This window comes from Amycolatopsis sp. NPDC114478 (assembly GCF_055633805.1).
This window is the reverse complement of the sequence record NZ_JBVKDO010000019.1, coordinates 19,015-39,282: the sequence shown is the minus strand read 5'-3', so window position 1 is coordinate 39,282 and position 20,268 is coordinate 19,015. Positions and strand designations below refer to the sequence as shown.

The window sequence follows — 20,268 nt, the reverse complement described above, 5'->3', positions numbered from 1 at the left end:
TTCCCGACGATGGCGGGGTGAAAGCTGCTGTCCTCGAAGAATTCGGAAAACCACTCTCGGTGCGCGATGTCCCCGAACCGGTCCTCGGCACGGGCGAAGTGCTGGTCGACGTCGTCGCGGCGGGCGTGCTGCCCTACGCGGCGGAGGTGTTCCGCGGCGAGCGGAACTACCCGCTGACGCTGCCGGTCGTGCCCGGCGCCGGCGCGGTCAGCCGGGTCCGCGCGACCGGCCCGGACGCGACCCGGCTGAAGCCCGGCGACTGGGTGCTGTGCGACCCCACCATCCGCTCGCGCGACGACGCGCTCACCCCGGACATCACGCTCCAGGGCCTCAGCGCCCGCGGCGAAGGCGGTCTGTTCCTGCAGCGGCACTTCGGCCACGGCGCCTACGCCGAGCAGGTGCTCGTGCCGACCGAGAACGCGATCCCGCTCGGGCCGATCGACTCCGCCGACGCCGGCCGGTGGGCCGCGCTCACCCTCTGCCTCGTGCCCTACGGCGGCCTGCTCGCGGCGGACCTGCGGCCCGGCGAGACCGTGCTGGTCAGCGGCGCCACCGGGAACTTCGGGAGCGCGGCCGTCGCCGTCGCCCTCGCGATGGGCGCCGCGTGCGTGGTCGCGCCGGGGCGGAACGAGGCGGCTCTCGAAGACCTGGACCGGCGGTTCGGCGCGCGCGTCCGCACGGTCCGGCTCACCGGCGACGACGACACCGCCCGCCTGCGCGCCGCGGCACCCGGCCCGATCGACGTCGTCCTCGACCTGCTGCCGCCGTCGGCGGGCACGGCGGCCGTGCGCGTGGCGGCGATGACCGTCCGCGAGTCCGGCCGGGTGGTCCTGATGGGCGGCGTCGGCATGCTCGGCGGCGACGACCTCGCCCTGCCCTACCCATGGCTCATGCGCAACAACATCACCCTGCGCGGCCAGTGGCTGGCCCCGCGGACGGCGAACGCGAGCCTGATCGCGCTCGCCCGGTCCGGGTTGCTCGACCTCGGCCAGTTCGCCATCACCGAGTTCGGCCTCGACGACATCACCGGCGCCCTGGACCACGCGGCGAGCGGCCGGACGCGCTTCGCCCTCACGGTGGTCCGCCCTTGAGTAGCTTCGAAGGATGACCCGACTCGCCCGCCACGACAAGATCGCCGCGGCCCTCGCCGAGGCGCCCGACGACCTGCTGGCCGCCGCCCGCCCGCTCGGCACCGGGATCGGCGGGTCGACCTGGCTGCTGGAAGTGGCGGGCGAGCCGGTGTTCGTCAAGCGGGTCGCGCTGACCGACATCGAGCTGAAGCACGAAGGCTCGACGGCCGACCTGTACGGGCTGCCGCCGTGGTCGCACTACGGGGTCGGCTCCGCGGGCGGCGGGGCCTGGCGCGAACTGCAAGCGCACTTGGCCGCGACCGGCTGGGTCCGCACCGGCGCGTGCGAGCACTTCCCGCTCCTGCACCACTGGCGGGTCCTGCCCGGTCTGCCGCGCCCCAGCACGGACATCGAGCGGGACGTCGCGTTCTGGCACGGCGACGCGGGTGTCCGGCGGCGGCTGGAAGCGCTCGCCGCGTCGACCACCGACCTCGTGCTGTTCCTCGAACACCTGCCGCAGGACCTCGCGCACTGGCTCACCGGCAACCCCGGCGGCTTGGCCCTGGCCCACCGGGACCTCCGCCGCGTCACGGAGTTCCTGGCGGCCCAGGGCGTTCAGCACTTCGACGCCCACTTCGCGAACGTCCTCACCGACGGGGACCGGCTCTACCTCACCGACTTCGGCCTCGCCGTGATGCCCGGCTTCGCGCTCTCGGAGGCCGAAGCGGAATTCCTCGCCGACCACTCCGCGCACGACCGGGCCTACGTGCTGACCCGCTTGCTGAACTGGGCCGTCCGGCACGACCTCGACGACACCGGCCTCCGCGCCTACGCCGCACTGGCCGAGGTCGTCAACGGCTTCTACTTCGCGCTCCACACCGAAAGCCGCCGGACGCCCTACCCCCGCGACGAAATCGCTCGGCAGTTGGAGCGCGCCGGTTTGCCCGCGAACCGGTCGCCGAGGTAGTTCACGACGTCACCGGCGGAGAACGCCAGCGTCGTCACGTGCTCGCCGACGTAGGTGCCCCACGTGACGGCCACCCCGGCCGCGCAGTACTCGCGCCGCAGGGTCTGCGCCTGCGACAGCGGGATGATCTCGTCGAGGCTGCCGTGGAACAGGAAGACCGGCGCGTGCGGCGGCCGGGCACCCAGCTCGTTCTCCGCCAGCCGCGCCTGCCACTTCGCCGTCGTCAGCGGGTCCGACGTCGTGTAGTCGGCGATGTGCCCGAAGGCGTAGCCGAACACCGCGTCGACGCACGCGTCCTGCTGCGTCTCGTACAGCGTGCGGCCGCGGTCGTTGAGGTAGCCCGGCAGGTCCAGCTCCGGATAGGCGGCGTCCAGGCCCAGCGCCGACAGCAGCAGGAAGCCGAACCCGACACCGCCGTCGAGGTTCTTCGCCACGACGTTCAGGTCCGCGGGTGTCCCGCCGGCCGTGATACCGGCGACGTGCAGTTCCGGCGCGTACGACGGCGCCAGCTCGCCCGCCCACGCCGCTCCCCCGCCGCCCTGGGAGTAGCCGGAGAACGCGACCGGCCCGCCCGCCGCCAGCCCCGCGGCCGGCAGCCGGGTGGCCGCGCGGACCGCGTCGATCACCGTGTGCCCCTCCGACCGGCCGACGACGTAGGTGTGCCGCCCCGGCGTGCCGAGCCCCTCGTAGTCGGTGATCGCGACGGCCCAGCCGCGGCTCAGCATCGCGTCGACGAACAGCGGTTTCTCGTAGTCCGGCTGGAACTTCGAGGGCGCGCAGCGGTCGCCGATGCCGCGGGTGCCGCTGGCCACCGAGACGATCGGGCGCGGGCCGGCCCCGGTCCACGGCGCCGTCGGCACCAGGACCCGGCCCGACACCGCGATCGGCGTGTCCGTCGCGGACCTCGACCGGTACAGCACGAGATACCCCTTGGCCGCACCGGAGTCCGGCAGCGGCCGCCACCAGACGACGTCGCCGTCGGCGCCGGGCGGTAGCGGGCTCGGTGGCGTGTAGAACGCGTCGCCGTCCGGGCCGTGCGGCGGATCCGCGGCCGCCGGTCCCGCCGTGGTGAGCACCAGGACGACGGCCAGCAGGACCGTCCACAAGCGACGCATGAGGTCTCCAGGGCTTCAGAAGACGCGATCGACGTCTTCGGCGATCAGGTGGTCCAGCGCGCGCTCGGCGAGCGCCGCGATGGTCATGGACGGGTTGCAGGCGGCGGTCGTACCGGGCATCAGCGCGCCGTCGAGGACGTAGAGGCCGCGGTGGCCGAGCACGCGGCCGTCGAGGTCGCAGACCGAGCCCATCGCGGCGCCGCCGAGCGGGTGCCACGTGCTGGGCGCGACGGCGGTCGTGTCGAGCAGCACGCCGAGCGGGCCGGCGACGCGGGAGATGCGTTCGTGGATGCGCGCGCTGAGCTTCGCGTCCGCGTCCGACGGCCAGTGCAGGACGGCGTCGTCCTTCGCGGCGTCGTAGACGAACCGGCCGCGGCCCGCGCTGATCCCGTACCCGACGAGCATCGTGGTCCGCAGGTCCGGCAGCGGTGGCAGCGACGCCTGGATGACGGTGTTGGCCGTCGCGGGATCCGCCCATTCCTTGCTGCCGTAGACGACCGGGCCGCCCTGGGGCGCGCCGAAGTCGTCGGCGAGGTCGGTCCAGGTGTAGATGCGGTCGCCGTTGGTGCCCCAGCCGGCGCCGAGCGCGTCGGGCAGGTCGGGGATGTCGCCCTTGGCGCCCGCGCGCATCAGCAGCCGGGTCGTGTTCGCCGTGCCGGCCGCCATGACGAGCGCTTTCGCGGTGAGGACCTTCTGCTCGAGCACGGTCCCGGCGGTGTCGATGCGGTCGACGCGGATCTCCCAGCGGCCGTCCGGGGCCAGGGCGACGTCGGTGACGTTGTGGAGGGTCGCCACCGTGCAGCGGCCGGTCGCTTCGGCGGCGGCGAGGTAGGTGACGTCGACGGAATGCTTGCCGCCGTTGTTGACCCCGAGCGCGCAGTCGCCGTTGGTGTAGGACGGTTTCATCTCGCCGTCGAGCTCGCGCAGGGCGTAGTCCCAGTCGATCGGCATCGGGATCTTCTCGACCGCGTAGCCGGCGTTGCGCGCGTTGCGGGCGAAGACTCGCGACGCCTTGTACGACTTGCTCTCGATGAGGGCGTCCGGCGCGGTCGCGATGCCCAGCATGCGCGCGACGCGCGGGTAGTACTCGGCGTCCAGCCGCGCGTAGTCGAGCTGCTCGGGGAAGCAGGCTTGGAACAGCTCGGCCGTCGGCTGCAGCGTCATGCCCTGGTACACCAGCGATCCGCCGCCGACGCCCGCCGCGCACATCATGCTCATCCCCTGGCCGCTGACTTGTTCGAGCAGTCCGGTGTAACGCTCGAACGGCGGCAGCGAGGGCAGCCCCGGCAGCGCCGGGGCGGAGCCGAGCCAGAAGATCCGCTTGTCGGGCGCCGACGTCGGGTGCGGGAACGTCTCGGCGTTCGGCCCGGTCGGCCAGCGGCGGCCGCGTTCGAGCACGAGCACCGGCACGCCGGCCTGCGCGAGCCGCAGGGCCGTGACCCCGCCGCCGAACCCGGACCCGATGACGACGACCCGGTGCTCTTCCCGGGTGACCGGCACCCGGGCCGCCCCGAGCGCGGCGACACCCGCGACGGCGGCCGCGCCCCGCAGGACGGTACGGCGGTTCAGGCTGCGCATGGGCGGCTCCTTCGGCGACGGTGACTTTCGGTGACCTTAGGAACCCGAAACGAGAGATGGAACGGATTGCCGGTCTCACTACTCGCGAGTAGCATCCTCGGCCATGCGCGCTGTGCGACCGTCCGCGGCCGGGCCCCGGCGCGTCGACGCCCGCCGCAACCGCGAGGCGATCCTCCGCGCCGCCGACGAGGCGTTCAGCGAAGACGCCGACGTGGCCTTGGACGAGGTCGCCCGCCGCGCCGGGCTCGGCCGCGCGACGGTCTACCGGCACTTCCCCGACCGCACGGCACTGGCGCTCGCCGTCGCGGCCCACCACCTGGCGGCACTGAAGAACCGGGCGCGCGGGCCGGAGCCGTTCCGCGAGCTGCTGCGGACGGTGCTGGCCATGCAGGCCCGGCGGCGCCCGCTCGTCCGGCTGTTCCGCGAACTCCCGGAACGCAGCCAGCGCCAGTACGCGCACGCGCTGGTTTCGTTGCTGCGCCCGGCTTTCGAGGAGGCGCAACGCGCGGGCAGCATTCGCGCGGACCTGGAACCGGCGGATCTGGCGCTGCTGTTCGAGATGCACGAGGCGGCGCTGGTGTCGGCGGAACCGGCCGAGCGGCTGGTGCGCGTATTCCTCGACGGCCTGGCCGCCGCGCGTGAGCCGGGCGCGGACCAGGCTTAGCCCGCCCGGAGCACTCCTTGCGCCGAACGTGTGAACCCCGGTCGCGCAGCGAAGATCCGCAGGTCGGACCACAAAATCGTGGTTGACCGCCGGGAAGCCTGGGTACTTCGGGGACACGGCACGGCACCTCGGATCCCAGGTCCTCCTCCGCTGCGCCGCCCCTCCGCCCGTGACCGGGTCCGCCCGCGGCACGGCACAGCCACGCACATTTTTCGCCCACCGGAGTGCACCATGACCAACGACTCAGGAGCCTGGCACGCCAAACTGCAGCGCGAACAGGAAGCCATCCAGCGGAAGCGGGCGCAGCAGGCCTCGCGAACGCCGGCCGGGACGTCCGCCACGCCCCGCTGACCCGACCGTCCACAATGGATGCCGCGGTGCCCGGTCAAGGTGCCGCGGCATCACTCATCCCGGCGGCGTCGGCGACGCTTCCGCGTTCGCCGCCACGACCCGGTTGCGCTCGCCCGCGCGCGTGGCCACCGCCCCCCTGGCCCGGCTCGACGCCCTCCACGCGACCTCGTGCAGCTGGCGGTGCTGCCGGCCGCGACCGAACGGCTGGCCTTCGGCACCGGCATCGCCGACATCTGGTCCCGCGAACCGCAGACGCTGCACGCCGCGGCGGCCTTCCTCGCCGACGCCCACCCGGACCGGCTGGTGCTCGGCGTAGGCGTCGGCTACCCGGAGCAAGCCGCGGGCACCGGCCGGGACTTCGGCCGCCTACCCGCGCATCCTCGGCGCGAACGGGCCGAAGATGCTCGCCCTCGCGGCAGAGATCGCCGACGGCGTGCTGCCCTCCAACCTGCCACCCGCGTTCACCGCCGAGGCCCGCGCGGCCGTCGGCGCGGACAAGCTCCTCGTCGTCGGGCTCGCGGTGGTTCCCGACGCGGACATCGCCCGGGCCGCAGCAGTCGAAGGCGTCGCCGACGCGGTCGTGGCCCACGGCGGTCCGGACCCCATTGCGGCCAAGGTCCGCGAACACCTGGCCGCGGGCGCCGACCACGTCCTGCTCATGCCGGCGTTGACCGGCGCCGATCCGCGAGCGGCCTCTTGACCAGCGGACACGACGGACTTTAAGGTCAGCGTGCCCCGCCTGATGTTAACGTTAACATCACCTGGTCCCGACGCGCCCCGAAGGAACCGACAACGATGAAGTTGTTCTCCCCGCGCCGTTTCGGCGTCGTGCTGGCCGTCGCGGCCGCACTCGTCCCGCTGGGCACCGCCGGTGCCGGCGCCGCGCCCCCGTCCGGCGAAGTCCGCGAAGCCGCGAGCGCCCTCACCGTGCCCGGCATCGACGACGTCCGCGGCAACCTCACCCTGCCGACGAGCGGCGCGGCCGGGACGAGCGTCGCCTGGACGTCGTCCGCGCCCGCCGTCATCACCCCGACCGGGGAGGTCACCCGGCCACCGACCGGCGCCCCGTCCGCGAACGTCGTCCTCACAGCGAAGGTGAGCCTCGGCCGCGAAAGCACGACTCGGCGGTTCACCGCCACCGTCGTCCCGAAGCCGAAGCAGGAACCCTTGGCGGGCTACAGCTTCTTCTACTTCACCGGGGAAGGCACCTCCGACGGCGAGCAGATCTACTCGGCGCTCAGCAAGGGCAACGACCCGCTGAACTGGACGGAGCTCAACCACGGCCGCCCGGTGCTCAAGTCGAGCCTCGGCGAGCTGGGCGTGCGCGACCCGTTCATCCTGCGCTCCCCCGACGGCGACAAGTTCTACCTGCTCGCCACCGACCTGCGGATCTACGCCGGCCGCGGCTGGGACGCCGCCCAGCGCACCGGCAGCCGGTCGATCATGGTCTGGGAGTCCACCGACCTGACGCACTGGTCGCGCCAGCGCAGCGTCCAGGTGTCGCCGCCGACCGCCGGCAACACCTGGGCCCCGGAAGCGTTCTGGGACGCCCAGCGCGGCACGTACGTCGTGTACTGGGCTTCCAAGCTCTACGCCGAGAACGACCCGAACCACACCGGGGACAGCTACAACCGGATGATGTACGCGACCACGCGCGACTTCGTCACCTTCAGCGCGCCGCAGGTGTGGAACGACCCGGGCTACTCGGTGATCGACTCGACGGTCATCAAGAACCAGGACACCTACTACCGCTTCACCAAGGACGAGCGCAACAACACCTCGTCGACGCCGTGCAGCAAGTTCATCACCGAAGAGAAGTCCACGGATCTGCTCGACCCGCACTACGGCTTCGTCGCCGACTGCATCGGCAAGGCGACCGCGACCAGCCCGGGCCTCTCCGCGGGCGAAGGGCCCACCGGCTTCAAGTCCAACACCGAGAACAAGTGGTACCTGTTCATCGACGAGTTCGGCGGCCGCGGCTACGTCCCGTTCGAGTCCACCGACCTGAACTCCGGCCAGTGGACCATGTCCGCAGGAGCGCACCTGCCCGCGTCGCCGCGGCACGGCACCGTCCTCCCGGTCACGCAGGCGGAGATGGACCGGCTGAGCGCTCCCCCGGCGCCCGTCCAGGCCGATGCGAACGGCCTCGTCGCGCACTGGCCGTTGGACGCGAAGTCCGGGCAGGTCGCGGCCGACACGACCGGCCACGGCTACGACGGCGCCCTCGCCGGCGACGTCTCGTGGGCCGGCGGCTCGCTGGCGTTCGGCGGCGCGAACGGGCACGTCCAGCTGCCGAACAACCTGCTGACCGGCGCGGCCGCGGCGACCGTGTCCGCCGACGTCCTGGTCGACCCGGCCCAGCAGACGCCGTACTTCCTGTGGGGCCTGGGCAACACCGCGAAGGACGGGACCGGCGACGGCTACCTGTTCACCACCGGCGGCACCGCGAGCGGCGGGCTGCGCGGCGCGATCGCGACCGGCAACTGGACGACCGAGCAGCAGGTGCCGGCGAGCGGCGGCCTTCCGCGCGGCGTCTGGAAGAACCTGACGCTGACCGTCGGCGACGGCGTAGCGGTGCTCTACCTCGACGGCGTCGAAGTGGGCCGCAACGCGAACGCCACGATCAAACCGTCGGACCTCGGCGGTGGCGTCACGGCGGCGAACTACCTCGGCCGGTCGGTGTACGCGGGCGACAAGTACTTCAAGGGCAACATGAAGGACGTCCGGCTCTACGACCGGGCGTTGTCCGGCCCTGAGGTGTCGGCCCTGCCGTCGAACAGCACGACGATCCGCTCGGTGGAGCTGGCGTCGCTGAAGACACCGGCCGTCATCGACTCCGGCGCGTCGACCGTCGTGCTGCCGGTCGAGCCCGGAACGGATCTGCGGAAGCTGTCGCCGAAGTTCGGGCTGGCCCCGGGCGCCACGATCAAGCCGGACACCCGGACCGTGGACCTGAGCCGGCCGCGGCAGTTCACGGTGACCGGCGCGGGCGGTGACCGTCGCGTGTGGACGGTCGAGGCGCACGAGACGCGCAGCCCGGTCCTGCCGGGCTACAACGCCGACCCGAACATCGTCGCGTTCGGCGACACGTACTACCTGTACCCGACGACCGACGGCTTCGACGGCTGGAGCGGCACGAAGTTCTCGGCGTGGTCCTCGAAGGACCTCATGAACTGGAAGGACGACGGGGTCATCCTCGACCTCGGACCGGACGTCACCTGGGCGGACAAGAACGCCTGGGCGCCGACGATCGCGCAGCGCAACGGCAAGTACTACTTCTACTTCTGCGCGGAAGCCAAGATCGGCGTGGCGGTGAGCGACTCGCCGACCGGCCCGTTCGTCGACTCGGGCAAGCCGCTGATCGCGACGAACCCCGACGGCGGCCAGGCGATCGACCCGGCGGTGTTCGTCGACGCCGGCGGGCAGCCGTACCTGTACTGGGGCAACGGGAACGCCTACGTGGTGCCGCTTAACGACGACATGGTGACGTTCGATCCGGCGAAGATCACCCGGCTCACCGGCCTGGACGGTTTCCGCGAAGGCCTGTTCATGGTGCAGCGGCACGGGACGTACTACCTGAGCTGGTCGATCGACGACACCCGCAGCGAGGACTACCGCGTCGGCTACGCGACGGCGTCCTCGCCGACGGGGCCGTTCACCAACCACGGGCTCATCCTGAGCAAGGACGCGCACCTGGGTGTCCTCGGCACCGGGCACAGCTCGATGCTCCAGGTCCCGGGCACCGACGACTGGTACCTCGCGTACCACCGGTTCGGCATCCCGGGCGGCGACGGCACCCACCGCGAGACGACGATCGACAAGCTGACCTTCCGGCCCGACGGGACGATCGCGCCGGTCGAGCCGACGCTGGAGAGCGTGCGGCCGGAGCGGATCCCGCAGTGCCGGGGCCGGGTCCGCGCCAGCTGAGGCCGGGCCACTCGAACCGGTGAGACGGAGATCACCAGCGGCGGCGTTTACCCCGGCTTGAGCGGGGTAAACGTCCGTCGTTCGGGTCTGTTCGCCGCTTCCGCCCAGGAGTCGTTTGATGACCAGCGTCCTGACCGACGGCCTCGAAAGCTCGCGCCCGGTCCCGGTGCCGCGCCGCCGTCCGGTCGCCTCCGACGCGCTCACCGAACTCGGCCGCCTCGCCGCGCTGGCCGAGCTCGCCCGGCGGTCTTCGCCGTCGCTCATGCACCACGCGATCCTCGCCGGCACCGCCCCCGCCACGGTGGCGGCGGCCGCGCAGATCGACGTCGCCGAAGCGCACATCCGCTGGCACGAGTGGGCGGACGCGGCGGTCGGCCGCGACGAGTACCTCCGTGTGCACACCGCGTTCGCCGAAGCCGTCATCGCCCGTCACGAAGCTTTCGAGGAAGACCTGTGAAGACCCAAGAGACGACCCTGGCCGACCTGGCCGCGCTGGACGAAGCCGCGAGCGAGCTGCTCGCCCAGATCACCGAGCAGCTGGCGACCGCCGCGTCACGGCACTGAAGTCACGGCGCTGAAACCGGCCAGCGGCGCCAGACCGCGACGTGCAGGATCACCGCCAGGCTGAGCGCGTTCAACGTCGTGTGCGTCGTCCACGCGGCGACCAGCCGGTCCGGTACCCCGGCCCCGCGGGCCACCAGCGGGACGAGCCACCCCAGGGCCGCCGTCAGCCCCGTCACCAGCAGCAGGACCGTGCCGCGGCCCGGCACCGGCGTCAGCCGGATCCCCGGCCACGCCTCGAACAGCATGGCCACGACGAGGACCGACGCGATGACCGCGCCCGCGACCGGGGCGGTCCACTCCCGGGGTAGCGCGAAGTAGCCCAGCCAGGCGCAGGCGACGACCGCGGCGTGAGCGGTCGCCAGCCGGACCGCGCGCCGCCGGATCCGGGCGAACGGCCAGCCGCGCAACGCCACGTACCAGAGCATCTGCCAGGCGCCCAGCACCGCGAACCACGCGCCGTAGTCCTCGCCCGGCACCAGGCCGGTCCCGACCAGCCCCCGGTGCAGCGCCCACCCCGCGACCCAGCACCCCGCCAGCGCCACGACACCCGCCCGGCGCCCGCCGCGGCCGCGCAGGGGCCAGCCCTCGCCGACCAGCGTGACCTGCAGCATCAGCGTGAAGATGCCCGCCGCCAGCGGCACGGACGCCGTCCCGGTGACGGCGCGGCCGAGCAGCGTCAGCGCCGCTCCCCCGGCCGCGACGAGCGCCGTGTCGGAGAGGCCGGGCCAGCCGCCGCGCAGGAGGCTGCCCGGCCAGTCTTCCCACCAGAACGCGATCATCGCGACGATCGGCAGCGCGAACGTGACCGGCGGCCCGAGCACCTCCAGGGTGCGCACCGGGCCGCCGGCACCGGCCGCGAGCAGCGCCGCCACCGGCAGGACGAACGCCAGGCCGAGCAGACCCCGCCGGGGCTGGGCCCGGCGCGCGTCGGCCAGGGCTTCCGGGCTCAGCGCGTCGGGCCGGCAGACCGCCGGGCGGTCGTCCGAAAGCTGGTCAGAGGACGGCATCGAGGCGGATCGGCAGCCGGTGGTGCCGCCGTCCGGTGGCGTGGTGCACCGCGTTGGCCACCGCGGCCGCGACCCCGACCATCGCCACCTCGCCGAGTCCCTTCACCCCGACCGGGTTGAACCGCAGGTCGGGCTCGTCGACGAACTCGACGTCGATGCGGTGGACGTCGGCGTTGACCATGACCGGGTACTCCTCGAGCGTCGAGTTGAGGAACCCGCCGAACCGGTCGTCGGCCAGGCTCTCTTCGCGCAGCGCCCCGCCGATGCCCCACACCACGCCGCCGCGGACCTGGCTCGCCGCGGTGACCGGGCTGGCCACCCGGCCGCAGTCGACGACGCTGACCACGCGCGGGACGCGGATCCGGCACGTCGTCGGCTCGACCCGGACCTCGACGAAGTGGGCGATCCAGCTGAACGTGCTGAACTCGGGGTAGACCGGGCCGGCGATGGCGAGGTGCCCGGACTTCGACCGCTCGACCATCTCCGGGCCCTGCCCCGGCCCGACCGTGGCCGCTTCGACCTCGATCGGGTGGCCCGCCCGTTCGACGGCCGCGGCGACGTCGACCTCGCCGGTGGCCGAAGCGTTCAGGTGCTTGCGCAGCTCCCGCAGTCCGGCGTGCACGGCGGGCAGCGCGGTCGCCGTCCCCCACGAACCCGCCGTGAGGTGCTGCGGCGCGAAGCGGGTGTCGCCGACCCGGACTTCGACGTCACCCACCGGGATACCGAGGTCCCCGGACACGAGCAGCGCGATCGCCGAGCGGATGCCCTGGCCCATCTCGTGGCCGTCGACGCCGACCGTCACGCCGCCGCCGGGGTGCGCGGTGAGGTGCGCGACCGCGGGCGCGACGTTGCCCGGGTAGTTGCCGGCGGCGACGCCCCAGCCGAGGAGCGAGCCGTCGCCGGTGCGCATCGAACGCGGCTCGGGGTTCCGGTCCGCCCAGCCGAACCGCTCCGCACCGCGGCGGAGGCACTCGGCGAGGTACCGGGTGGAGAACGGCCGTCCGGTCACCGGGTCGGTCATCGTGTCGTTGGCCAGCCGCAGCGCGACCGGGTCCTGGCCGGTCGCGTAGGCCAGCTCGTCGACCGCCGACTCGAACGCGAACATCGCCGAGCTTTCGAACGGCGCCCGCATGTAGCCGGGCGTCTGCACGTCGGTCCGCACGAGCCGGTGCCGGCCGCGGAAGGCCGGGAAGCCGTAGAGCCGCGAGGTGACCTCGGTGTGCATCGCCGGGAACAGGTCGTGCCGCGACGTCTGCTGGTCGACCTCGTGGACGGCGCCGAGGATCTTGCCGGCCTCGTCCGCGCCGAGACGCACGCGGTGCCGGGTCGCGGGCCGGAAGCTGCCGTTGTGGAACGTCTGGGTGCGGGCGAGCACGAGCTTGACCGGCCGCCCGAGCCGCCGCGCCACCAGGGCGAGCGGGCCGAGGTGCGGTTGCAGCGAGTTCTTCTGGCCGAAACCGCCGCCGACGTACGGCGAGCGCACTTCGATGTTCGCCGCGTCGAGGCCGAGCTGCTGGGCGAGCCCGGCCCGGACGGCGGCGGCGTTCTGGGTGCCCTCGTGCACGACGAGCGTGTCGCCCCGCCATTCGACGACGGCGCCGTTCAGCTCCATCGGCACCGCGTGCTGCGCCGCGTGCTCGTAGGTGCGCTCGACGCGGACCGGGCTCGCGTCGACCGCCGCGTCCGCGTCGCCGACCTTGATGTCGGCGAGGAACGGCAGCGGGATCGCCTCCTCCTGGACCAGCGTGGTCGCGCCCTCGGCGTCGAGGTGGACGGCGAAGGGCTCGGGCTCGTACTCGGCGGTGACGAGCTCGGCGGCCTCGGTCGCGGCGACCAGGGTCTCGGCGACGACGAGGGCGATCGGCTGGCCGCGGTAGGCGATGTGGTCGTCCAGCAGCGGTTGCAGGCTCTGGAAGGAGAACCCGCCGCCCATGATGAACCCGGGGCCGCCCAGCTCCTCGGCCTCGAATCGGGTCACGACGAGCAGGACGCCCGGCACGGCCTCCGCCGCCGTGGTGTCCACATGCGACACCCGGCCGCGGCCGATCTTCGCGAGGGCGAGCGTGGCGTGGGCGAGGCCGTCCGGGACGCGGTCGGTGCCGTAGGCGGCTTGGCCGGTGACCTTCTCGTAGGCGTCGACTCGGCGCGTGTCGGTCATCGGGTGGCCCTCTCCCCGGCCGTGCGCACGGCGTCGGCGACCGTGCGGATGCCCAGTTCGACGCGGAAACCGTTGTGGGTGCCGGGCCGCGCGCCGGCGAGCGCGAGCTCCCCGGCGTGCCGCGCGGCTTCGGCGGTCAGCGGCGCGCCGCGCAGGACGCGTTCGGCGTCTTCGGCCCGCCACGGCCGGGTGGCGACGCCGCCGAGCGCGATCCGGCAGTCCCCGATCACGCCGTCTTCGACGGTGAGCGCGACCGCGGCGGAGGCGAGCGCGAAGGCGTAGGACTCGCGGTCGCGGATCTTCAGGTAGGTGGAGCCGCGGCCGGCGGGCGTCGCCGGGACGCGGATCCGCAGGATCAGCTCGTCGGCGTCGAGGGTGTGTTCGCGCGCCGGGTCGTCGCCCGGTTCGACGTGCAGGTCTTTGAGGGCGACCGTGCGCTCGCCGCGCGGGCCGACGACGTCGACGACCGCGTCGAAGGCGAGCAGCGCGACGGCCCAGTCGCCGGGGTAGGTGGCGATGCACGTGTCGCTGGTGCCGAGCAGCGCGTGGGTGCGGTCGTGGCCGCCCCGCGCCGCGCAGCCGCTGCCGGGTTCGCGCTTGTTGCAAGGAACCTCCGGGCCGCCGCGGAAGTAGCCGCACCGGGTGCGCTGCAACAGGTTCCCGCCGACGGTCGCCATGTTGCGCAGCTGCTGGGATGCGGCCCGCCACAGCGACTCGGCCAGGGCCGGGTAGCCGTCGCGCACGACCGGGTGGTCGGCGACGTCGGCCATCCGCGCCCCGGCGCCGAAGGACAGCTCGTCACCGTCGGTCTCGATGGTGGTCAGCTCGGGCAGCCGGTGCACGTCGACGACGGCGGGCGGGGTCTCGATGCCGAGCTTCATGAGGTCGTAGAGGGTCGTGCCGCCGGCGAGGACCTTGGTGCCGGGGACGGCGTCGCGGAGGGCGTCGACGGCCTCGGCGACGCTGTCGGGCGCGACGTAGGCGAAGGGGCGCATCAGGCTTCCCCGGTGGCATCGGCGGCCTGGCGGACGGCGGCGACGATGCCGACGTAGGCACCGCAGCGGCACAGGTTGCCGCTGAGGTATTCGCGGATCTCGTCGTCGTCGGTGGTGTGGCCCTCGGCGATGCAGGCGAGCCCGGACATGATCTGGCCGGGCGTGCAGTAGCCGCACTGGAGGGCGTCGTGGTCGACGAAGGCCTGCTGCAGCGGGTGCAGCGCCCCGCCGGGGCCGGCGACGCCTTCGATGGTGGTGACGTCCTGGCCGGCCGCCTGCACCGCCGGGGTGAGGCAGGAGACCACGCGGCGGCCGCCGAGGTGCACGGTGCAGGCACCGCAGTGGCCCTGGTCGCAGCCCTTTTTGGTGCCGGTCAGGCCGAGCCGTTCGCGCAGGACGTCGAGCAGCGACTCGCGGGGATCCAGTTCGAGCCGCACGGCTTCGCCGTTGACGATGATTTCCGGAGTGGACACGCCGGCGACGCTAACCCGCGTGCGGCGCCCGGCGCTTTCCCGTGATTGCTGCCGGAGCCGCCATTTATTGCTGGTACCGCACGGCGGCCCGGTACGCGGAGGGCGACTGCCCGATTTGGGCGCGGAACGCCGAAGCGAACCGGGACGGCGTCGCGAACCCGCACGCCTGCGCGATCTCGGTGACGGAGAGCTCGCCCCGCTCGAGGTGCCGGCAGGCCCGTTCGACCCGGACGCGGGTCAGGAACCGGTACGGGGTCTGGCCGGTGGCGGTCTTGAAGACGCGCAGGAAGTGGAAGGCGCTCAGCTCCGCGGCGGCGGCCATGTCCGCCAGCGAGAGCGGCAGGTGGTGGTTGTCCCGGATGAACTGAACGGCCCGCCGGGTCCGCAGCTCGTCCCGCCCGAACTCCCGCGGCGGCGGCGCGTCGGCGTGCCGGGTGAGCAGGTGGACGGCGAGGAAGGCGGCGGCCGACTCGGCGTACAGCTCATCGGCCCCGGCGAGGGCGGCCGACCGCAGGGCCCCGATCACCGAAGCCAGCACGGGATCCTCGACGGAGAGGGCATCCGGCCGGCCCAGCCGGCCGGCGTCCCGACCCCAGAGGTCGAGGGCGGTGCGGTCGACGAGGGTCGCGGGCAGGTGCACGTGCGTGGTCTGCGTCCGCTCGGTGCCGCGCCAGCGGATCCGCGTCGGATGCCCGGGAGCGGTGAGCCCGATCGACCCGGGCCCGTAGCCGGCCCGCCGCCAACGGGCACCGTGCCGCGATTCCATGGTGGTGCTCCCCTGCCCGACGAGGACGACGATCTGGTCGTCAACGGGCGGAAGGTCGAGTTCGGCGGCTTCGGCGTTGTCCAGCAGCCGAACGAGCACACTGGACCAGCCGTTGTCCCGGCGGCTGCACAGCCGCACCCGGGCAGCGGCTCCCGGATCGAACGTCAAGGCTTCGGACACGCGGCTCCATGGGCTCTGGACTTCCGACAGTAACAGGCGTCGATCCGGTGGTTCGAATTCGAACGTTCGGTAGGCTCCGGGACATGGGTCGCGGGCTGAGCGCGGAAGAGAACCGGGCATGGACGGCCCTGCGCACGACGTACGCGTTGCTGCACCAGCGAATGGACCACCAGCTCAAGCGCGACGCGGGGGTGTCCCATTTGCAGTACGAGATCCTTTCCCGGCTGGCGGCGGCTCCAGGGCGGGAGTTGCGGATGGCTTCGCTGGCTTGCGCGGTGGGGAATTCCAAGAGCGGGCTGACGTATCAGATCGGGCAGCTGGAGCAGGCGGGGCTGGTGAGCCGCCGGACGTGCGAGAGTGACGTCCGGGCGGTGTGGGCGGTGCTGACGGACTCCGGCGTGGCCCGGGTGGAGTCGGCTGCGCGGGGGTACGTGGGGTTGGTGCGTTCGCTGCTGGTGGACGCGCTGACCGCGGAGCAGTTGACGGCGCTGGCTGACGGTTTGGGCGAGGCCAACCGTCGCATGCAGGCGGACGAGCAAGGCGGCGAGCTGGCCGGCTGAGGTGGGTTCGCTGTCGTGAGTCGGCCCCCGCGTTCCTGGGAGTGACAGGGCCAGGCGCGGACTCGCGGCTCGACCTACAGTCGAAAGCATGACCGAGCCGAACCTGCTGGGCGATCACCTCCGCGCCCGCCGCGAACTGCTCACCCCCGCCCAGGCGGGCCTTCCGGTCACCGGTGTCCGGCGGGTTCCCGGCCTGCGCCGGGAAGAGGTCGCGATGCTCGCCGGCATCAGCGCCGACTACTACCTGCGCCTGGAACAGGGACGCGACCGCAACCCGTCCCGGGCGGTCCTGGAGTCCCTGGCGCGCGTGCTGCAGCTCGACGACGACACCACGGCATACCTGATCAGCCTCACCGAAGCGAAACCCCGCCGGCCACGCCGTCGGCGCAAGGAAAGCGTGCCGCCGAGCATCGTCAAGTTCCTGGCGGCCTTGTCGCTGCCGGCGTTCGTCGAGGGCCGCTACTTCGACGTGCTGGCCGCGAACCCGCTCGCCGGAGCGATCTCGCCGCGCCTCGTCGCGGGCGCCAACCGGCTGCGCGACGTCTTCCTCGACCCCGCCGAGCAGGCGCTCTTCCCGGACTGGGAGCACGCGACGCGGGACCTGGTCGCCGGCTTCCGCCAGTCGGTCGGGACCGAGACGCAGGACCCGCGGTTCATCGAGCTCGTCGGCGAGCTTTCCCTGGCCAGCCCCCGGTTCCGGGAGCTGTGGGCCCGCCACGACGTCGCGAACCGGCGGGGGGCGACCGTGCGCTTCGACCACCCGCAGGTCGGCGAACTGGTGCTGAACCGGGAGAAGCTGCTCGTCAGCGAGGCCCCGGGGCTCGTGCTCGCCGTCTACCACCCCGACCCCGGCACGGACGCCGCGGACAAGCTGGCCCTGCTGGCCTCCGCGGCGCTTCCGCCCGCCACCCGCACCACGACAGAACAGGAACACCACGCATGAGCAAGCTCGCCCTCGTCACCGGCGCCACGTCCGGGATCGGGCAGGCGTTCGCCGACCGCCTCGCCACCGACGGCTACGACCTGGTGGTCGTCGGCCGGCGGCAGGACCGGCTGGACGAGTTCGCCGCCGCCCACACCGGCGTCAAGGTCCGCACGGTCGCCGCCGACCTGTCGACCGACGACGGCATCGACGCCGTCGCGGAGATCGCCGCCGCCGAACCCCTCGACCTGCTGGTCAACAACGCGGGCGTCGCGCACTACATGCCGCTGGCCGACCTGCCCTCCGCCCAGGCGCGCGAGCTGGTCAAGGTCAAGGTCCTCGCACCCACCTTGCTGGCCCGCGCGGCCGTGGGGGGCATGCAGGAACGCGGCCGGGGCGCGATCGTCAACGTGGCCGGCATGATCGCCTTCAGCGGCCCGGCACCGCACGCGCAGATGCCCCGGCGGGCGGTCTACGCGGGTTCGCTCGCCCACTTGGTCACGTTTTCGCAGACCCTGAGCGCCGAACTCGAAGGCACGGGCGTCCGGGTCCAGGTGGTGTGCCCGGGCGTGGTCGCGACGGAGTTCCACGAGCGCCAAGGCATGGATCTCAGCGCGATCCCCCGGATGAGCGCGGCCGACGTCGTCACGGCGTCGTTGCGCGGCCTGGAGCTGGGTGAGGTCGTGTGCGCTCCCGGGGTCGAGGACACGGGCTTGCTGGCGTCGGTGTTCGACGCCGAACTGGCCGCTTTCGGGGGCCAGAGCACGGAACTGGCCACCCGCTACCGGGAAGGCCGGCAGCGAAGCCAGCGTGAGCAGGACGACCACTAGCACTTCGTTCGAGGCGCCGCGACGCCCGTTTCCCTGTCACTCGAACGGTTCTTCATCCCTCAAGGGACGACCAGAACCGGCCAGTGGCCCGCCCGGATGAGCTTCGTCGCGACCGAGCCGGCGAAGCGGTGGCCCGCCTTCTGGGACGCGCCGACCACCACCGTGTCGGCCTGACAGCGGTCGGCCGTGTCGCGCAGCGCCGTGTACGGGTCGCCGTACGTCTTCACCAGCGTCACCGCGATCCGCAGTTCCTCGGCCGCCGAACGCATCTGGTCGCGCAGCTCCGCGAACAGGTGCGCGGCCGTGTCGTGCTCCAGGACCATCGCGACCGCCGGCCGCAGCGGGGCCAGCGGTGCCGGGCACGCCACGAAGACGACGACGAGCCTGCTCCCCTGGCGGCGGGCCAGGCCGAACGCGAAGGCCGCCGCCCGCATGGCCGTGTCCGTACCGTCGACGCCGGCCAGGATGGCCCGCGCCGGGGTGTCCCGGCGCGGGCCGAAGCGCTCCACAGTGGACTCGAACGCACCGGGGCCGCCCATCGCCGTCTCCCCTAGCCCACTACCGCGTCGGACGCCGGTTCGTCCGCCTTCTCGGCGACGTCGATGGTCGTGCGCAACGTGATCGGCTTGAGCAGCAGCGCCGCGATCACCCCGACGACGGCCACCGCCGCGGAGATCAGGAAGATGTGCGCGGTCGCGTCGCCGTACACGGTGTGCACCACCGCCTGCACCCGCGGCGGCAGCGCCTTGAGGTTCAGCGCGCTGACCCCGCCGGTCGACGCCTGGCCGGCCGGCACGTACAGCGCCGCCACCAGGTCGGCGGACACGCGGTTCGCCAGCACCGCGCCGAGCACCGAGACGCCGATGGTGCCGCCGAGCGACCGGAAGAACGTCACCGACGCGCTCGCCGCGCCGAGGTCGCGCAGCGGGACGTCGTTCTGCACGGCCAGCACGAGGTTCTGCATCGTCATGCCGACGCCGATGCCGACGACCGCCATCGCGATCCCGATGATCCACAGCGGCGTGGCGTGGTCGACCGTGCCGAGCCCGAGGAAGCCGAGCACCAGGATGATCGTGCCGGACACGATGTAGGGCTTGATCTTCCCGGTCCGGCTGATCAGCCGTCCGGACACCGTCGAGGACACGAGGACGCCGGCCATCAGCGGCATGGTCAGCAAGCCGGCCTCGGTGGGTGTGTACCCGCGCCCGATCTGGAAGTACTGGCCGAGGAACACCGCGCCGCCGAACATCGCCATGCCGACCGCGAGGCTCGCGAGGATGGCGAGGGCGGGCGTCCGCTGGACGACGATGTGCAGCGGCACCACCGGTTCGCGGACCTTCTTGTCCACCACCACGGCGGCCGCGAGCAGCACGAGCCCGGCCGCGACCATGACACCGCTCTGCCAGGAGATCCAGTCGAACGAGTTGCCGACGAACGACACCCAGATCAGCAGGACGCTCACGCCGGCGGCGATGAGGGCGGCGCCGAAGTAGTCGACCTGGACGTTCTCCCGGCGCACGGTCTCCAGCTTCAGGGTGCGCTGCAGCACGATGAACGCCAGCACCGCGATCGGCACGCCGACGAAGAAGCACCAGCGCCAGCCCAGCCACGGCACGTCCACGATCAGCCCGCCCAGCAGCGGGCCGCCGACGGTCGCGACGGCCATCACGGCGCCGAGGTAGCCGTTGTACCGGCCGCGCTCGCGCGGCGGGATGATCGCCGCGATCACGACCTGGACCAGCGCCTGCAGCCCGCCGACGCCGATGCCCTGGAACGCCCGCGCGGCGATCAGCTGCCCGGTGTCCTGGCTGAAGCCGCTGATCATCGAGCCGGCCACGAAGATCACGATCGCGACCTGCACGAGGGTCTTCTTGTTGAACAGGTCGGCGAGCTTGCCCCAGATCGGGGTGGTGGCGGTGGCGGCCAGCAGCGTGGCCGTGACGACCCAGGTGTACTGCGTCTGCGTGCCGTTCAGCGAGCCGATGATCAGCGGCAGCGACGTCGAGACGACGGTCGAGCTGATCATGGCCACGAACAGCGCGAGCAGCAGCCCGGACAGCGACTCCAGCACCTCGCGGTGCCGCATCGACCCGGACGAGTCGGTTCTATCGGACTTCATGGCATCCCTTCGCACGTTCCGG

Annotated in this window: 18 protein-coding genes and 1 pseudogene; 10 read left to right on the top strand and 9 right to left on the bottom strand. The window is 72.8% G+C overall.

Annotation, left to right across the window (positions count from 1 at the left end; translation table 11 throughout):
- Positions 1–17: 17 nt before the first annotated feature.
- Together ACZ7OH_RS38950 and ACZ7OH_RS38945 are read left to right on the top strand one after the other, a co-directional pair.
- On the top strand, positions 18–1,091 hold the full coding sequence (locus ACZ7OH_RS38950; protein ID WP_470285480.1) for an alcohol dehydrogenase catalytic domain-containing protein: 1,074 nt from the start codon (positions 18–20) through the stop codon (positions 1,089–1,091).
- Between the two features lie 13 nt (positions 1,092–1,104).
- On the top strand, positions 1,105–2,037 hold the full coding sequence (locus ACZ7OH_RS38945) for a protein kinase family protein (protein ID WP_470285479.1): 933 nt from the start codon (positions 1,105–1,107) through the stop codon (positions 2,035–2,037).
- On the opposite strand, the gene ACZ7OH_RS38940 is transcribed toward ACZ7OH_RS38945, so the two are convergent.
- Together ACZ7OH_RS38940 and ACZ7OH_RS38935 are read right to left on the bottom strand one after the other, a co-directional pair.
- Positions 1,968–3,152, bottom strand: coding sequence for a lipase family protein (locus ACZ7OH_RS38940; protein WP_470285478.1), 1,185 nt, complete (start codon positions 3,150–3,152; stop codon positions 1,968–1,970). The genes ACZ7OH_RS38945 and ACZ7OH_RS38940 overlap by 70 nt on opposite strands.
- Positions 3,153–3,167: 15 nt before the next feature.
- Entirely contained in the window at positions 3,168–4,730 is a 1,563-nt protein-coding gene (locus ACZ7OH_RS38935) for a GMC oxidoreductase (RefSeq protein WP_470285477.1), read from the bottom strand.
- Between the two features lie 103 nt (positions 4,731–4,833).
- On the opposite strand from ACZ7OH_RS38935, the gene ACZ7OH_RS38930 reads away from it, so the two are divergent.
- From ACZ7OH_RS38930 to ACZ7OH_RS38910, 5 genes and pseudogenes are all read left to right on the top strand, one after another.
- Positions 4,834–5,394: a TetR family transcriptional regulator gene (locus tag ACZ7OH_RS38930; RefSeq protein ID WP_470285476.1), complete on the top strand. Its 561-nt coding sequence runs from the start codon at positions 4,834–4,836 to the stop codon at positions 5,392–5,394.
- Between the two features lie 369 nt (positions 5,395–5,763).
- Positions 5,764–6,048, top strand: a pseudogene (locus ACZ7OH_RS38925) (hypothetical protein); the annotation flags it as partial.
- Positions 6,049–6,145: 97 nt separating this feature from the next.
- Positions 6,146–6,445, top strand: a complete 300-nt coding sequence (locus ACZ7OH_RS38920) for an LLM class oxidoreductase (RefSeq protein WP_470285604.1) — start codon at positions 6,146–6,148, stop codon at positions 6,443–6,445.
- 95 nt (positions 6,446–6,540) lie between these two features.
- Complete coding sequence (locus tag ACZ7OH_RS38915) at positions 6,541–9,672, top strand: family 43 glycosylhydrolase (RefSeq protein WP_470285475.1); 3,132 nt, start codon at positions 6,541–6,543, stop codon at positions 9,670–9,672.
- 118 nt (positions 9,673–9,790) lie between these two features.
- The gene (locus ACZ7OH_RS38910; RefSeq protein WP_436391234.1) at positions 9,791–10,129 is read left to right on the top strand and encodes a hypothetical protein; all 339 of its coding nucleotides are present in this window, start codon (positions 9,791–9,793) and stop codon (positions 10,127–10,129) included.
- Between the two features lie 109 nt (positions 10,130–10,238).
- Here the strand turns inward: ACZ7OH_RS38910 and ACZ7OH_RS38905 are convergent, their stop codons facing one another.
- From ACZ7OH_RS38905 to ACZ7OH_RS38885, 5 genes are all read right to left on the bottom strand, one after another.
- Positions 10,239–11,243 carry a hypothetical protein gene (locus tag ACZ7OH_RS38905; RefSeq protein WP_470285474.1) on the bottom strand — a complete coding sequence of 335 codons (1,005 nt, stop codon included), beginning with the start codon at positions 11,241–11,243 and terminating at the stop codon, positions 10,239–10,241.
- Complete coding sequence (locus ACZ7OH_RS38900; protein WP_470285473.1) at positions 11,230–13,401, bottom strand: xanthine dehydrogenase family protein molybdopterin-binding subunit; 2,172 nt, start codon at positions 13,399–13,401, stop codon at positions 11,230–11,232. The genes ACZ7OH_RS38905 and ACZ7OH_RS38900 overlap by 14 nt, the downstream gene beginning before the upstream one ends.
- Positions 13,398–14,396 (bottom strand): FAD binding domain-containing protein, encoded by a 999-nt coding sequence (locus ACZ7OH_RS38895; protein ID WP_470285472.1) that lies wholly within the window; start codon positions 14,394–14,396, stop codon positions 13,398–13,400. The genes ACZ7OH_RS38900 and ACZ7OH_RS38895 overlap by 4 nt, the downstream gene beginning before the upstream one ends.
- Positions 14,396–14,869, bottom strand: coding sequence for a (2Fe-2S)-binding protein (locus tag ACZ7OH_RS38890; protein WP_470285471.1), 474 nt, complete (start codon positions 14,867–14,869; stop codon positions 14,396–14,398). Before ACZ7OH_RS38890 ends, ACZ7OH_RS38895 begins: the two co-directional genes overlap by 1 nt.
- Positions 14,870–14,933: 64 nt before the next feature.
- On the bottom strand, positions 14,934–15,815 hold the full coding sequence (locus ACZ7OH_RS38885) for a helix-turn-helix domain-containing protein (protein WP_470285470.1): 882 nt from the start codon (positions 15,813–15,815) through the stop codon (positions 14,934–14,936).
- Between the two features lie 83 nt (positions 15,816–15,898).
- Here ACZ7OH_RS38885 and ACZ7OH_RS38880 point away from each other — a divergent pair, with 83 nt between their 5' ends.
- From ACZ7OH_RS38880 to ACZ7OH_RS38870, 3 genes are all read left to right on the top strand, one after another.
- A complete protein-coding gene (locus tag ACZ7OH_RS38880; RefSeq protein ID WP_470285469.1) occupies positions 15,899–16,375 on the top strand; it encodes a MarR family winged helix-turn-helix transcriptional regulator in 477 nt (158 codons plus the stop codon).
- Between the two features lie 88 nt (positions 16,376–16,463).
- Complete coding sequence (locus ACZ7OH_RS38875; protein ID WP_400892390.1) at positions 16,464–17,318, top strand: helix-turn-helix transcriptional regulator; 855 nt, start codon at positions 16,464–16,466, stop codon at positions 17,316–17,318.
- Entirely contained in the window at positions 17,315–18,127 is an 813-nt protein-coding gene (locus tag ACZ7OH_RS38870; protein ID WP_470285468.1) for an SDR family NAD(P)-dependent oxidoreductase, read from the top strand. The genes ACZ7OH_RS38875 and ACZ7OH_RS38870 overlap by 4 nt, the downstream gene beginning before the upstream one ends.
- Positions 18,128–18,186: 59 nt before the next feature.
- Here the strand turns inward: ACZ7OH_RS38870 and ACZ7OH_RS38865 are convergent, their stop codons facing one another.
- Positions 18,187–18,666: a universal stress protein gene (locus ACZ7OH_RS38865; protein WP_470285467.1), complete on the bottom strand. Its 480-nt coding sequence runs from the start codon at positions 18,664–18,666 to the stop codon at positions 18,187–18,189.
- Positions 18,667–18,677: 11 nt separating this feature from the next.
- Positions 18,678–20,246: an MDR family MFS transporter gene (locus ACZ7OH_RS38860; protein WP_470285466.1), complete on the bottom strand. Its 1,569-nt coding sequence runs from the start codon at positions 20,244–20,246 to the stop codon at positions 18,678–18,680.
- Positions 20,247–20,268: the final 22 nt, after the last annotated feature.